Raw genomic sequence first — 14,753 nt, forward strand, 5'->3', positions numbered from 1 at the left:
GTCAGTGGGATGCGGGGCGTAGCGGGGTCGCGGCGGCCACGGCGGCGGCGAGGCGGGTGACTACCTGCCCGGCGGGCTCCGGCCGGGCGAGGTGGTGTCCCACCCCGGCCCAGAGCGCCATCTGCTCGGCGTCGCCGCGCGCCGCCGCCGCCACCCGCAGCGGCCGGGTCAGGTGGTGCACCTGCGGGTACGCGGCGGGGGCCAGCGTGTCGAAGGCGTCGATGAAGCGGTTGCGCAGGCCCCGGGCCGGTCGCCCCGAGAAGGCCCGGGTGACGACCGTGCCGGCCCGGCCGGGATCGGTCAGCGCGGCCCGGTGCACCGGGTGGGTGCCCGCCTGCGGGGTCAGCAGCAGCGCGGTGCCGACCTGCACCGCCGACGCGCCGGCCGCGACCACCGCGTCGATCTCCGCCGGCCCGGTGATGCCCCCGGCGGCGATCAGCGGCACCGCGACGGCCCGCCGGACCGCCCCGACCAGCTCGGCCGTGTCCGGCTGCGGGTCGGGGCGGACGTCGGGGGTGAAACTCGCCCGGTGCCCGCCGGCCCGGGAACTCTGCACGCAGAGCGCGTCGGCGCCCGCGGCGACGGCCAACTGCGCCTCCGCGACGTCGGTGACGGTGACCACCACCTGCGACCCGTGGGTGTGCAGCCGGTCCACGACCGCCCGGGGCGGGCAGCCGAAGGTGAAGCTGACCACCGGCACCCGGGCGGCGAGCACCACCTCGATCTTCTCGGCGAAATGGTCGGTGTCCCACTCGGGCGGGTCGGGCAGGGTCACCCCCCAGCGGGCGGCCTGCGGCAGCAGCGCCTGCCGGAACCGGTCGACGGCGGCCAGGTCCGCCGGCCGGGACTCCGGCACGAACACGTTGACGCCGAACGGGCCCGTCGTGGCCCGGCGGACCCGGTCGATGTCGCCGGCCAGGTCCGCCGGGCGCAGGTAGCCGGCGGCCAGGAAACCGAGCCCCCCGGCGTCGCTGACCGCCGCGACGAGAGCGGGTGTGCTGACGCCCCCCGCCATCGGCGCGCCGATCACCGCACGCGCCAGCGGACCCGGCCGGCTCACGGCCGCCGGCCCTCGGCCGGTGCCGCCGACCGCACGCCGAACGCGCGGTGCCGGTGCAGGATGCGGTCCACCAGCAGGTCGGCGGCGCCGACATAGCGGGCCGGATCGAGCAGGCCGGCGACCTCCCCCGGGTCGAGGACGGCGGTGACCCGGGGGTCGGCCGCGACCAGGTCGCGTAACGGCTGCCCGGTCTCGATGGCCCGGCCGGTCAGGGCGGTCAGCAACTCCTTCGCCTCGACCCTGCCCAGCAGCGGGGCGAGCCGGACGGCCAACCGCTCCGAGGCCATGAACTCCCCGGCGAGGTCGAGGTTGGCGCGCATCCGGTCGGGAAACACCGTCAGGCCCCCGGCCAACTCGGCCGCCGCGTCGGCGGCACCGCCGGCCAGCCGCAACGCCTCCCGGAACGGCTGCCACTCCGCGTGCCAGGCGCCACCGGGGCGTTCGTCCTCGGCGACGAGGCAGTGCGCGACGGTCGCGGCGAGCAGCGGCAACTGCGCTGCCGCCGCCCGGATCCGGGTCGCCAGCACCGGGTTGCGTTTGTGCGGCATCGCGGAGGACACCCCGCGCCCCGGGCCGGTCGGCTCCGCCAGCTCCCCGATCTCGGTACGCGTCATGACCTGCACGTCCGCCGCCATCGCGCCGAGCACACCGGTGGTGAGACTCAACGCGCCCGCGACGGCGTGCAGGGGCGTACGCACGGTGTGCCACGGTGCGTGCGGCTCGGCCAGGGACAGTTCGGCGGCGAAGGCGTGGATCAGCTTCTCGACGTAGGCGTCGTCGGTGTTCCCGGCCAGCCGGGCGAACTCCAGGTAACCGCCGAGGGTGCCGGCGGCCCCGCCCAGCTGCACCGGCAACCCCTCCGCCAGCAGGGCGTGGACCGCCTGCCGGGCGTCGAGCACACCGGAGAGCCAGGTCGCCGCCTTCAGACCGAACGTGGTCGGCACGGCGTGCTGGGTCAGGGTCCGCCCCGCCAACGGGGTGCCCCGGTGCCGGTCCGCGAGGGCGGCGAGGGCGTCGGCGGTGGCCGCCAGGTCCGCGTCGACGACCCGCAGCGCCCGTTCCGCCACCAGGATCAGGGCGGTGTCCAGGATGTCCTGGCTGGTGGAGCCGCGGTGCACGTACTCCGCGGCGGCCGGGTCCAGCGCCGTGACCAGGTCGGTGAGCGCGGCGACCACCGCGACCACCGGGTTCGCCGTCTCGGTCGCCCGGCGGGCGACGGCGGCCAGGTCGAGCCGGCGCGCGTCGGCGACGGCGGTGATGGTGTCCGCGTGCTCCTGCGGCACCACCCCCAGCCGGGCCTGGGCCCGCACCAGGGCGGCCTCGGCGTCGAGCATCGCCTGCAGGACCGCCCGGTCCCGTACGGCGTGCTCGATGGCCCGGTCGGCGCTGCTCGGACTGAGCAGCCCGTGGTCGAAGCCTTCGGTCATGTCGTCACCGCTCCCGTCGTGGTGGCCGCCCGCACGGTGAGGGCGAGCACCGACAGGCTGATCGCGTCCGCGTCGCCGAGCATCACCGAGTTGACGCCCGGACGCGCCCCGGCTGCGGTCGCCCAGTGTGTGCCCTCGGTGGGCACCCCGAAGACGAACCGGCGGGCGTGTCGTTCGCCGGCCGCCGTCACCGGGTGGAACGGCCGGCCGGTGACGGCCAGTCCGCCGGTGACGTGGGGCTCCGCCCCCTGATCGGCGACCACGTGCGGGGTGCAGGACCGGTGCGCGAGCATCCAGCCGAGCAACGGGTCGGCGGTGCGACGCAGGTCGACCTCCGGCAACCGCGCCTCGATCATGGCGGTCACCACGTCCCGGGTCCCCGGCGTCCGGGGGGACTCCACGAGGAACCCGCCCTGCTCGGGGTACGGCGACACCCGCATCTCGGCCCCGACGACCCGGAGCACCCCGGCGCGGATGAGCGCGGCCAACTGCTCGACCCGGTGGGCCGGCGGTCCGATGCTGAGGAAGGCGTTCATCGGGGTGTACCAGTTGTCCAGGTGGCGCCGGTGCGAGCTGCCCCGCAGGCCGCCGTGGTCGACGGCGAGGCGTACCTCGTTGCGCAGGTCGCGCAGGACGTCCATGGCCGCCTTGAGCGGGCCGCTGACGTTGCCCTCCTGGGCCGTGTCGGCGTCCTGCTCCAGGTAACGCAGCATCCACTCCTGCAACGCCGCCGGCTCGGTGAACGTCTCGTCCCGGGCCGGGTCCAGCACCGCGTCCCAGTCCCACCGTTCGGTGATGCCGTAGCGCTGCCGGATCTGCTCCTCCCGCTCGTCGCCCCGGGGCACGTCGAGATACTCGGCCTCGAAGCGTCGCGCCTTGCCCCGGCAGCCGCCCCGGCGCAGCACGGCCACGTAGTAGACCGTCTCCACCTCCTTGGCGATCAGCGGCCACAGGTCGGCCATGAAGTCCAGCGGCGTCGCGTCCGCAGCCGTACGGAGCCGCTCGACCAGCTCCACGGTGAGCACGCGCGGCTCGTGCCGCCCGTGCGCGCCCTTCTCGTTGCGGCCCCGCGCCCGGTACGGGATCCCGCGACGGGACCCGGCCAGCAACTGCGGCTCCAACCCGGACGGCAGGTAGGTCAGCCGGCCGTCGTCGCCCCGGACGTAGCGGCCGGCGCGTCCCTCGGTGAGCAGGGCCAGGTAGTCGAAGAAGCAGAGCCCCAGCCCACGCAGCAGGGTGGGTTCGCCGGGGCGCACCATCGACAGGTCCACGTCCGCCGGGTTGGCCGGCAGAATGTAGGTCAGTCCCCGCTCGACGGCGAAGGCGGCCAGCGTCTGCTCCGGCACGGTCGGGGTGACCGGGAAGTGGCCCTGCGCCAGCACCACCGCGTCCAGGCCGGGCAGCCGGTCGCCGGTCTGCAACTGCACACACTGCCGGCCGTCGGACTCGTCCCACACCGCGACCGCGACCGTGGCGTGGGCGTGGATGCTGACGTTCGCCGGTGCCGTGGTGACCACCCGCCGGTAGACCCAGGTCAGGTAGTGGCCGAACAAACGGCGGGTGGAGTAGGTGTCGGGCCCCACCCCGCGCAGCTCCTCGGCGACGTCGGACGGGAACTGGTCGAGGTCGCCCATCAGCACCTGGAAGCGGGCCCACTCGTAGAGGCTCGGGCCCTCCCGCAACTGGCCGGCCAGCTCCACGGTCGGATCGGTGAACACGGTCACCTGGGACGCCACGGTGTTCATCAGCAGCCGGTCGGACTGGTCGGCCCGCCACACCCGTCCCGCCCCCGGCGGGTACGGGTCGACGACGTCGATGCGTACCGGCCGGTCGGGGTCGGCGGCGGCGTTGGTGACCAGGCGCTCCAGCACGCACAGCCCACGCGGCCCCATACCGACGACGCACACCGCGAGGGGATCACTGGTAGACATCGACGTCCTCCTGGTAGCCGCCGCTGAGCAGCGCGCGCAACGGGGCGGCGGCCTTCAGCAGCATCTCGTCGAACTCCCCCTCCGGGTCGGAGTCGAGAATGATGGCCCCGCCGGCGCCGACCCGCATTCCGTAGCCGGACAGGACCGCCGTGCGGATCACGATGTTCAGGTCCGCCGTGCCGTTGCAGCTGAGGAAGCCCAGCGAGCCGGAGTAGATGCCCCGGGCCGTGGTCTCCAGCCCGTCGATGATCTCCAGCGTCCGCAGCTTCGGCGCCCCGGTCATCGACCCGCCGGGGAAGCACGCCTCGATGCAGTCGACGGCGCCGGACTCCGCCCGCAGCCGGCCCCGGATCGTCGAGACGAGCTGGTGCACGCTCGCGTACGACTCGGTCTGCATCAGCTTGGGCACGGTGACGCTGCCGACCTCGCACACCCGGCCGAGGTCGTTGCGGAGCAGGTCGACGATCATCAGGTTCTCGGCGCGGGTCTTGTCGCTGGTGGTCAGCTCGTCGCGCAGCGCCGCGTCGACCGTCGGGTCCGGGTGCCGGGGAGCGGTCCCCTTGATCGGCTTGGTCTCCACGACCCGGTCGGCGGTCAGCCGCAGGAAGCGTTCCGGGGAGGAGCAGGCCACCTCGATGTCACCCAGCCGCAGGTAGGCCGAGTAGGGCGCCGGGTTGTACCGGCGCATGGCCCGGTAGAAGGCGAACCCGTCCCGGGGGCGGGGCAGCAGCAACGAGTTGGTCAGGCAGATCTCGTAGCTCTCCCCCGCGACCAGCTCCCGCTTGCAGGCGGCGATGTCGGCCAGGTACTGCTCCCGGTCCCGCTCCAGCGCCGCGACGAGCGAGCTGGTGTCCACCGGCGGTGGGGTGAGCGGGGTGAGTCGTCCCGCCTCGGGGATGGCGGTGAGCTGGTCGGCGACGGTGTCGAGCCAGTCCTGTGCCGCGTCGTCGCTGCTCTCGTCGCCGTCGGAGAGCGCGACCAGGTAGGTCTGCCGGTCCCGGTGGTCGACGGCCACGAACCGGTCCGCGAAGATCCAGTAGGCGTCCGGGGTGTCGGCACGGTGCGGCACGGGCGAGCCGAGGTCACCCTTCAGCTCGTAACCGAAGTAGCCGACGTAGCCGCAGGTGAGGTCGGTCGGCAGCGCCGACGAGTCGAGGTGGATCCCGGCCAGCCGCTGCTGGAGGTAGGACAGGATGGTGCCGGGCACCCGCGTCGGCGTCCCGGCCGCCACGGCGACCTCGACCTCGCCGACGCCGACGTCGTAGCGGACCACCTCGGACAGCGGCCCGGAGGCGTCGCCGAGATAGGAGAAGCGGGACAGCCCCTCCTCGACCCGGGCGCTGTCGAGCCAGAAGGCGTGGGTCGAGTCCCGGAACAGCCGGGCGAACGCCTGCTCGGCGTCGGTCTCCCAGTCCAGGGTGCGCACGTGCAGCCGGTGCGTCGGCGGGGCGATGGCCGGCGGGGCGGCCACCTGGATGCTCTCCCGGGCCTGGTGGGCCCGGGTCAGGTCGCGGAAGTTCCCGAGCAGGGTCTGCCCGTACTCGGTGCAGATCGACTCGGGGTGGAACTGGAGCCCCCACATGGGCCGGCTGACGTGCCGCAGACCCATGATCACCCCGTCCTCGGCCCAGGCCGTCGCCACCAGCTCCGGGGGCAGGTCCGACACGCACAGCGAGTGGTAGCGGACCGCGGTGAACTGTTGCGGGATGCCGGCGAACAGGCCGTCCCCGTCGTGGCTGATCGACGCCAGGTGCCCGTGCCGGGGAACGGGCGCGGAGCGGACGGCGGCGCCGTGCCCCGAGGCGATGCCCTGGTGGCCGAGGCAGACCCCGAGCACCGGCACCGGGGAGTCCGCGATGACCTGTGCGGAGAAGCCGAAGTCCTTCTCCCGGTCGGGTCGCCCGGGGCCGGGCGAGATCACCACGTTGTCGAAACGACGCAGGTCCAGGGTGGCCACGGCCGGGTCGTCGTGGCGGACCACGGTGGGCTCGACGCCGTTGACGACGGCGATGAGCTGGAACAGGTTGTAGGTGTAGGAGTCGTAGTTGTCGACCAGCAGGGTACGCACTGATGCCTCCTCCGCTCGGGTCACGAAGTGTGGGGGACAGGTGTTCAGGGGTGCATCGCGGCGACGACCGCGGCGACGACCGCGTCGGCCTGCTCGTGGTTGAGCCGCGGGTCGCACAGCGACCGGTAGGCGCGGCCGAGCTGGTGCTCGTCGGTCACGCTCGCGCCGACGCACTCGGTCACGTCGTCCGCGGCGATCTCCAGGTGCAGGCCGGCCGGCTCCCGGCCGTGGCCACGCAGCACCTCGACGAAGGTGGTCAGCTCGCCCACGATGGCGTCCAGGTGGCGGGTCTTCACCCCGCCGACGCCACGGACGGTGTTGCCGTGCATGGGGTCGCACATCCAGGCGACCGGATGCCCGGCGTCGACCACCGCCCGCACCAGGGCCGGCAGGTGGTCGGCGATCTGGCGGTGGCCCATCCGGCTGATCAGGGTCAGCCGGCCGGGCCGGCGGTGCGGGTCGAGGAGCGCGCAGATCCGCAGCACCTCGTCGACGGTGGCGCTGGGGCCGACCTTGACCGCGACCGGGTTGCCCAGCCCCGCCAGGAAGTGCAGGTGGGCGCTGTCCACCGCGCGGGTGCGGTCGCCCACCCACGGCAGGTGCGTGGAGCGCAGGAACCACTCGCCGGTGGCCTCGTCGAGGCGGGTCAGCGCCTGCTCGTACTCGAGGATCAGCACCTCGTGGCTGGTCCGCACGCCGCCGCCGGCCCGGGACAGCTCCGCCACCACCTGCCGGGCGGTGTAGTAGCAGGACAGCAGCCGGTACGGGTCGGCCTGGCGGGCCAGCGCGGTGGCCTCCGGCTCGTTGACCATCAGTCCACGGAACACGGGCAGCAGCTGCCCGTCGACCGCTTCGAAAGGCTCGGAGCGGGGCTTGGCGAACTGGCCGCCGAGCCGTCCCAGGCCGATGGTCGGACGGTGCAGCTCACGGGCCAGGCGCTCACCGAGCGAGGTGATGGTCCGGTGTTTGGCCCGTGCCGAGGTGGTGGCGGCCAGGCCGAGCGGCTCGGCGCAGTCGCCGGCCTGGAGCACGAACGCCTGCCCCGCGCTGGCGAGGGCCAGTTCCTCGCGCAGCCGCCTGATCTCCTCGACGCCGGTCAGCGCCGGCAGGCCGGACAGGTAGTCGGCGACAGCGTCGAGTTCGTCCCGGTCCGGCCAGGTCGGCTGCTGCGTGATGGGCAGCGAGCGCCAGCCGGCGGGGCTCCAACTGTCGGTGGTGGGCGCCTCGGGGCGCCGTACGAGAAGCCGTGGTGATGGCATGGAAGTCTCCCCCTGTATTCTGCGGGGCGGCCCGGTCACCGAAGAGGGCGCCGCGATCCGGTACGGACCGTATCGGCGGGGAAGACGATTGGCACAGGGCCATGTACGCCATCTCGCTAGTACCACTGGGATTGGCACCTGGCTATTTGGATACATGGCCCTTTGGCACCGGCGAAGCGCCTTATACGCTCTTCCTCAATGCGGTTCGACTGCCCGGATGCGAACGGCCGGAGAATTGCTCGACAACTGTCGCCAGGCGGTCGACGCCGGCGAGGATCTTCTCGGGTGGCGTGGCCGCGTAACCGAGGACCAGCCCCCGGCCGATCCCTTCGAGTTCGTCGCCGAACGACGACAGCGGATACACCCGCAGGCGCGCTTCCCGGCCGAGCCGGGCCAGGCGTTGCTCGTCGGCCGCCTCGGGCAGGCTGGCGACCAGATGGGTGCCCCGGGGCGGGTTGTCGATCGTGACGAAACCGCCGAGCCTGCCGCGCAGCGCGCCGACCAGGATGTCCCCGCGTTCCCGGTAGACGTCCCGCATCCGCCTGACGTGCCGGGCGAGGTGGTTGGCCTCGATGAACTCCGCGAGCGCGGACTGGGTGAGGATGTTGAGCGAGTTGACCGTCGCCCGTTGGACCTCCGTGACGATGTCGACGAGATCCGGGGGCACCACCAGGTAGGCCAGGCACAGGCCGGGGAACAACACCTTGCTGAAGGTCCCGACGTAGATGACGCGCCCACGGTCGTCGGCCTGGTGCAGCGGCGGGCCGGGATTCTCCGCCCAGAACTCACCGTCGTAGTCGTCCTCGATGATCCAGCCGTCGGTGTCCCTGGCCCACGCCAGCACCTCGGCCCGCCGGGCCGCGGACATCCGGATCGACAGGGGGAACTGGTTGTTGGGCGTCACCACCGCCATCCGCGCGTCCGGGTGCCGGGCCTGGCCCACGGCGATGCACATGCCCTCGGCGTCGACAGGCACCGGACAGGTCTCCGCGCCGGCGGAGTGCAGGGCGCCCCGGATGGCCTGCAGGCCCGGGTCCTCGACCAGAGCCTTCTCCCCCGGTTCGAGCAGGGTCAGGGCCATGACGTGCACGGCGATCTGGGCGCTCGGCTGGATGATCACCTGTTCCGGGGTGCACCGGACCCCGCGCATGAGCCCGAGCATGGCCGCGATGCCCTTGCGCAGCGGCCAGTAGCCGGCCGGATCGCGGTGCGTGTAGAGGGCGCTCGTCAGCTGGTGCGACTTGCTGAACATGATCTGGCCCCAGACCTTCGACGGGAAGAGGTCCAGGGCGGGCATGCCCAGGGTGAACGGCCGGTCCGGGTAGCGCAGCTGATCGTGCGCCGGGGTGAAGTACGCTGCCGCCTCCGCCATCCGGCGGGCGGCCCGGGTGATGCGCAGCGGCGTCTGGGTGGTCGCCCGGGGGAGCTTGGCCTCCAACTCCCGGACGCTCTGTCGGGTGGCCACCCGGGTACCGGAGCCCACCCGACCGTCGAGATAACCCTCGGCGAGCAGCCGGTCGTACGCCACGAGCACGGTGTTGCGCGAGACGCCCAACTCCTTGGCCAGGGTGCGGGTGGCCGGCAGCCGGGTGCCCGGGGTGAGCTGCCCCGCCTCGATGCTCCACCGCAACTGTTCGTACAACTGTTGGTAGAGCGGCGCCGATGAATGACGGTCGATGAGGAAACCGCTTCCCGGCAGCGCGGGCGACTCACGTGGCATGCATTTGTCCCTTGCCCGATCGGGCGAGGCCGGCATTGCCCGTGTCCGGCCCGCACTGACGATCCGTCTCCCGACCGAACCGGCTCAAGAAACGGAAATGACCATGCTTACAACTTAGCTACTGACGAGAGCGCGCCGGACCCGGCCGGCAGGACGATTCCCGACACAAGCCTGTCCAACTGGGCCGTGTTGTCCACGATGTACGGAAAGGTAGCGGTGGAGTCGGCCGGTATCCGCTCCGTACGGCGGGGCAGGGTCACCGGCATCGCGGCGTCCAGGATGGACCTACCGGCCCGGCGGGGGGCGACGAGATCGACGACGCCCCCCGTCGCCAGCGTGCGGTAGCTGGCCAGTTGCCCGGTGAGGCTGCCGAGCCCGCCCGCCGCGCCCACCGGCCGGCGGTCCGGCTGCCGGACCGCGGCGTTCAGGGCGAACCCGGTCAGCGCCACCACCAGGGGCGACCTGTCCTGGTCCAGGTAGGCGACCTTGCAGACGTCGTCCTGGTCCGTGCAGACGTCCGGCCGGACGCTGGCCTTGGCGGGTTCCGTCAGATCGACGGTGAGCACCTGGTATCGCGGTCGTGCGCCGATCAACCGCTCGTGGCACTGCAACACCGCCGCGCCCGTCGCGTCGGTCAGCACCACGTCCGGATCACCCAGCAGGTCCGCCGACCACGGGCTCGTCGTCTGGATCGGGGTGGAGATGACCACCGCGCCGACGATCAGCCCGGCGAGCAGGGCGACGAGCCCCTCCGCGCTGCCCATCGTCAGGATGGCCAGGCGGATCTGCGCGCCCTCGCCGGGTTCGCCGATCCGCCCGGCCAACGTCGCCGCCTGACGCAGCAGGTCGCCGTAGGTGATCGACGACTCGGACTGGTGCGGCAACTGGAACCGCACCGCCTGGCCGGTGGCCCACCACCCGTCCGAAAGTAACTCCTCAAGCCAACGCATGATCCCTCGTTCCGGTCGAGACGACGCCCTTGGACTGCAACAGGAACAGGGACAGGTTGCCCTCGTGGGGAATGCCGGGCGTGCTGTCCCAGGGCAGGGTCAGCCCGCACGTCACCTTGCGGATGCTCGGATCGGCCACCGCGTCGGCCCGGAGGTCGGCGTCGTCGGTCAACAGGTTGAGCACCAGGGCCCCACCGAGCGGCGCGGTGCCGTCCGCACGACGCCACGGCGCGACCACGACGAACGGGAACGGCAGTTCCACCCCCACCGCCGGGTGGCGCGGATCGTCCGTCGACAGGACGGTGGGCAGCGGGCGGTACGCGCCGTCCGGCAACCGCACCAGCGGGTCCGCGCCCGCCGCCGTGTGCACCGTCGCCCCGTGCGTGAGCCCGGCGAGCTGCCGGCTCAGGGCCTCGGCACGGCCGGCGTCGACGACGGGCAGGGTGGCATCGGACGCCGTCACCTCCGGGCTGGCCAGGGCGTCGAAGCGGGCGCCGAGGGCGGCGGCGACCTGCCGGGGTTCCCCGGTGGTCAGCACCAGGGAGATGTTGTTGCACCGGGTCCCCCCGTCGTACGCGGCGCTGACGGTGAGATGGTCGAGCACGTCGTCGGTCAGCGGCCGGTCGAGCAGGGCACGGCTGCGGCCCGGCCCCCGGGTGGTGACCGTCGCGCTGTCGGCCCACCGCCGCACGGCGTCGCTGCCGCCGTACACGATGCCCCGGTCGGCGGCCTCCAACAGGTACTCCCCCACCGCGCGCTCGCCCGGCAGGAAGGAGATCCGGTGCTCCGCCAGGCCGGCGGCGAGCAGGGCGAGGGTCAACCGCCGGGCGGTGAAGGGCTCCCGGGTGCCGGGGCGCACCAGCACGCTGTAGCCCAGCGCCAGCGCGTGCAGCCACGAGTCGTTGGGCGCCGGGTGGTTGCTGGCCATCACGGCCGCGAAGAGCCGGCCGGCCGGCACCCAGGCCGTCTGGTAACCGTCGCCCAACCGGGATTCGGGCAGCTCGGCCCGGGTGGTGCGGGGCAGGTGGGTGAGGCTGCGCACGATGTCGGCCACGGCGTGGCGGACCGTGACCCGGGGCAGCCCGGCGGCGAGCGCGACCCGCCGTTCGTACTCGTCGGGAGTCTCCCCGTCGAGGTCCGCCGTGGCGAACAGCTCGGCGGCCCGCAGCAACAGCTCGTGCCCGACCGGGCGGCCGTCGGCCGCCCGGCGGGCCCGGGTCACCGCCCCGACGGCCATCAGCCTCGGCACCATGCCCACCTCGCCCAGCAGGTCGCCCCGGACGTCGGCGAGCGGGGCCCGGTCGAGGCTGCGCACCGGCCGGCCGCAGACGATCGGCTCCACCACGATGCCGGCCACTCAGTACACCCCCTCGATCACCCGGACGTCGCCGACCTCGGCCACGGTGCCGATCTCGGCCAGTCCGTCGAGGGTGGCGTCACCGACGGGTTCCACCCGGACGGCGGTGTCCCGCTCGATGACGTGGGGCAGGAACATCTCCTCGCTGACCAGACTCAGCCGGACCCGGCCGCGCTGACCGTAGTCCACCACCGCGCCGCGGTCGTCCACCACGTCGATCCACACCGCCTCCTGGTAGGGCTCGAACACGCACAGGTGCCGGTCCCCGGGGCGGCGGGGCCGCTGCGGCGCGACACCCATCAGGGTGTTGCCGTAGATCCCCACGAGCGTCGTGTCGGGGAAGAAGACCTCCTCCACCTGGCGCAGGCTCTCCGGACTGAACGAGGTGCCGGCCCAGATGATCGTCTCGACGGTCCGCTCGACGGCGGCGTGCAGCTCGGGGTCCGCGCAGATCGCCTCGATCAGCGGCGGCGTGGTGCTGAGCACCTTGATCGGCTGCGACCGCAGCACCTCGGCCGCCTGGTCCAGCAGGTGCCGCACGTACCGCTTGACCATGTCGCTCTCCCCCGCCGCCACGAGCTTCTTGACCCAGCGCGGGTCGAAGTCGACAGTGTGGAACATGCCGTTGCCGAGGGCGGCGTAGCGGGCGCAGTCGTAGGCGAAGACGTGCGGCCCGCTCGGGCCGAGGTGCAGCCAGTGCGCCGGATCCGCGATGTGGTGCGCCCGCAGCCGCTGCATCGCCCAGGACAGCAGCCGACGCCGGTAGTCCCGGTCGATGATGCGCTTGGGCGCCCCGCTGGTCCCACCCGACTCGTACACCCGGAAGCCGGTGCCGGTCAGGCCACGGGGGATCAGGTCACCGACCGGCACGTGCCGCAACTGCTCGGTGAGGTCCGGAAACCGCACCAGATCGGCAGCGCCGTCGATGTCACGCAGCGGATCGAAGTCGAGCAACCGGCGCTGGCGCAGCCAGAACGCCGAACCCGTCTCGGGGTCGAAGTGCCAGCGCAGCAACCGCCGCAACCGCTCGTCGAAGGTCTCGACGCGGCCCGGTGCCAGCGCCGTGGTCATCGTGTCCATCCTCGCTCCTCACCGATCGTCTGGGGGATCCGCCACGCACCGCCTCAGCGGACGACGGTGGCCGGCTCCGGGTAGGACATCGACAGCCCGGTCTCGCGGGTGGCCTCCAGTTCCTGCGTCACCTCGGCCAGCTTCTCGCCGATGCGCTGCACGGAGTCCACCCCGAGCGGAAGCCGGAACGGCGGTTGCGGGTTGCGGCCGAGCGCGATGATGGCCGCCGCCGCCCGCTCGGGGTCCCCGGCCTGCGCGTGGTTGTGTCCGACCGACCAGGTGCGGATCCGCCCGGCGGTCTCGGCGTAATCCGGGAACTCCCGGCCGGCGAAACACAGCGACGAGGGATCGAGGAAGTCGGTACGGAACAGGCCCGGTTCCACCAGGCACACCTGGACCCCGACCGGCTCCAGTTCCACCCGCAGCGCCTCGCTGAGCCCCTCCACCGCGAACTTCGTCGCCGCGTAGACGCCCCAGCCCATCTTGGCGCTGAAGCCGAGGACCGAGCTGATGTTGATGACCCGGCCCCGGCGCTGACGGCGCAGCACGGGCAACACGCTGCGGGTGACGTTCAACAGGCCGAAGACGTTCGCGTCGAACACCGCCCGGACCTCGGCGTCGGTGGCCTCCTCCACGGCCCCGAGCAGGCCCCGGCCGGCGTTGTTGACCAGCACGTCGATGCCACCGAAACTCTCCACCGCCGCGAGTACGGCCCGGTCGGCCTGGGACTGGTCGGTGACGTCGAGCGGGACCACGAGCAACCGGTCGGGGTAGGGCAGGTCGGCCAGGCTGCTGGTGTTGCGCGCCGTGGCGACGACCTGCTCACCCTGCTCCAGCAGTTGGCGGACGATCTCCAGGCCGAAGCCCCGGGACGCGCCGGTGACGAACCAGACGGACATGCTGCTTCCCTCCTGCGGTACGGGCCGACGCGTCGTCGGCCGGGTGCGGTCAGATGGTGTGGGCGGCCTTGCGCGCGTCCTCCCGGGCGCGGTCCAGATCGGCGGCCAGGGACCGGGTGAAGTCGGTGGGGCGCAGCGCGATCTCGATCACGGGGTCGACGCCGATGACCCGGAGCCAGTAGTTGAGGTAGGAAGACTGGAAGTCGACGCCGAACTCCGGTGGGCACCCGGGGGTGTAGACGCCACTGGTATAGACGACACAGGCCCGTCGGCCGGTGAGCAGGCCCTGGTAGCCGTGTCGCGGATCGAGTCGGAACGTCAGGCCGGGCCGGGTGACGACATCAATGAAGTGCTTGAGCAGGTATGGGATTCCGAAGTTCCACATCGGCACGGAAAACAGATAGTGGTCAGCATCGGTAAAGCGACGTTCCAGGTCGCGGGTCTGTTGCCGCAACGCCGCCTGCCCGCCGGAGCCGGCCGCGTTCTTCTCCGTGGTCACCGCGCTGACGCCGGCCGGGGGCAAGGTGGTCGAGGAAAGGTCGAGCACGTCGAGGGTCGCCCCGGGGTAACGCTCGCGGAATGCGTCGACAAACGCCTCGGCGACCGCCGCCGAACGGCTACCCGGGCCGGGCGGGGAGGCGCTGACGTGCAGAAGTCGGGTCACCGCTCGGACCTCTGCGGCTCGGCACCGGGCAGTGCCGCCCCGGATCGGCCGCAATGACTGCCGAGGCCTGACAAACGCGCCATGACTCCACTCTCTGTGTCGACGGAAGGACGGAACGTCAGGAAGGCTAACCCACCGGTAGGAGGGCAACCAGAGCCATTCCCTGCTCCGGGACAGAACCACTGAGCAGCCCGCCATCCAGGACTCATGTCACGAAGTAGCCGCAGCGTCACCCAGCGTGGCCAATTGGCATCCCGGAAATCGGGCCATAGACGACAATCGCCGGAACCACTCTTCTGGAATGCACCATTTCAGGTTATCGAAGCGGTGTCGGCATGCTGACCACC

The 14,753-nt window shown here is 72.5% G+C and carries 11 protein-coding genes; all 11 read right to left on the reverse strand.

The features are described 5' to 3' along the window. Position 1: 1 nt before the first annotated feature. Positions 2 to 1,060 (reverse strand): nitronate monooxygenase, encoded by a 1,059-nt coding sequence (locus GA0070216_RS11755; RefSeq protein ID WP_245722441.1) that lies wholly within the window; start codon positions 1,058 to 1,060, stop codon positions 2 to 4. Beyond that, positions 1,057 to 2,487 carry a lyase family protein gene (locus GA0070216_RS11760; protein ID WP_091243773.1) on the reverse strand — a complete coding sequence of 477 codons (1,431 nt, stop codon included), beginning with the start codon at positions 2,485 to 2,487 and terminating at the stop codon, positions 1,057 to 1,059. The genes GA0070216_RS11755 and GA0070216_RS11760 overlap by 4 nt, the downstream gene beginning before the upstream one ends. Continuing rightward, positions 2,484 to 4,418 carry an FAD/NAD(P)-binding protein gene (locus GA0070216_RS11765; RefSeq protein ID WP_091243776.1) on the reverse strand — a complete coding sequence of 645 codons (1,935 nt, stop codon included), beginning with the start codon at positions 4,416 to 4,418 and terminating at the stop codon, positions 2,484 to 2,486. Before GA0070216_RS11765 ends, GA0070216_RS11760 begins: the two co-directional genes overlap by 4 nt. After that, complete coding sequence (pabB, locus tag GA0070216_RS11770; protein ID WP_091243779.1) at positions 4,405 to 6,486, reverse strand: aminodeoxychorismate synthase component I; 2,082 nt, start codon at positions 6,484 to 6,486, stop codon at positions 4,405 to 4,407. The genes GA0070216_RS11765 and pabB overlap by 14 nt, the downstream gene beginning before the upstream one ends. Before the next feature lie 44 nt (positions 6,487 to 6,530). Then, positions 6,531 to 7,745, reverse strand: a complete 1,215-nt coding sequence (locus GA0070216_RS11775; protein WP_091243782.1) for a 3-deoxy-7-phosphoheptulonate synthase — start codon at positions 7,743 to 7,745, stop codon at positions 6,531 to 6,533. Positions 7,746 to 7,926: 181 nt separating this feature from the next. Next, complete coding sequence (gene pdxR, locus GA0070216_RS11780) at positions 7,927 to 9,465, reverse strand: MocR-like pyridoxine biosynthesis transcription factor PdxR (RefSeq protein WP_176738925.1); 1,539 nt, start codon at positions 9,463 to 9,465, stop codon at positions 7,927 to 7,929. 107 nt (positions 9,466 to 9,572) lie between these two features. Continuing rightward, complete coding sequence (locus GA0070216_RS11785) at positions 9,573 to 10,415, reverse strand: acyl-CoA synthetase family protein (RefSeq protein WP_091243788.1); 843 nt, start codon at positions 10,413 to 10,415, stop codon at positions 9,573 to 9,575. Next, positions 10,402 to 11,772, reverse strand: a complete 1,371-nt coding sequence (locus GA0070216_RS11790; protein ID WP_091243791.1) for an aldehyde dehydrogenase family protein — start codon at positions 11,770 to 11,772, stop codon at positions 10,402 to 10,404. Before GA0070216_RS11790 ends, GA0070216_RS11785 begins: the two co-directional genes overlap by 14 nt. After that, entirely contained in the window at positions 11,773 to 12,852 is a 1,080-nt protein-coding gene (locus GA0070216_RS11795; RefSeq protein ID WP_218108174.1) for a class I adenylate-forming enzyme family protein, read from the reverse strand. A 44-nt stretch (positions 12,853 to 12,896) separates the two neighbouring features. Continuing rightward, positions 12,897 to 13,742, reverse strand: coding sequence for an SDR family NAD(P)-dependent oxidoreductase (locus GA0070216_RS11800; protein WP_091243795.1), 846 nt, complete (start codon positions 13,740 to 13,742; stop codon positions 12,897 to 12,899). A 49-nt stretch (positions 13,743 to 13,791) separates the two neighbouring features. Then, positions 13,792 to 14,406, reverse strand: coding sequence for an FMN-dependent NADH-azoreductase (locus tag GA0070216_RS11805; protein WP_176738926.1), 615 nt, complete (start codon positions 14,404 to 14,406; stop codon positions 13,792 to 13,794). Between the last annotated feature and the right edge of the window lie 347 nt (positions 14,407 to 14,753).

Origin of the sequence: Micromonospora matsumotoense, from assembly GCF_900091525.1 — a bacterium.
Taxonomy (GTDB): Bacteria; Actinomycetota; Actinomycetes; order Mycobacteriales; family Micromonosporaceae; genus Micromonospora; species Micromonospora matsumotoensis.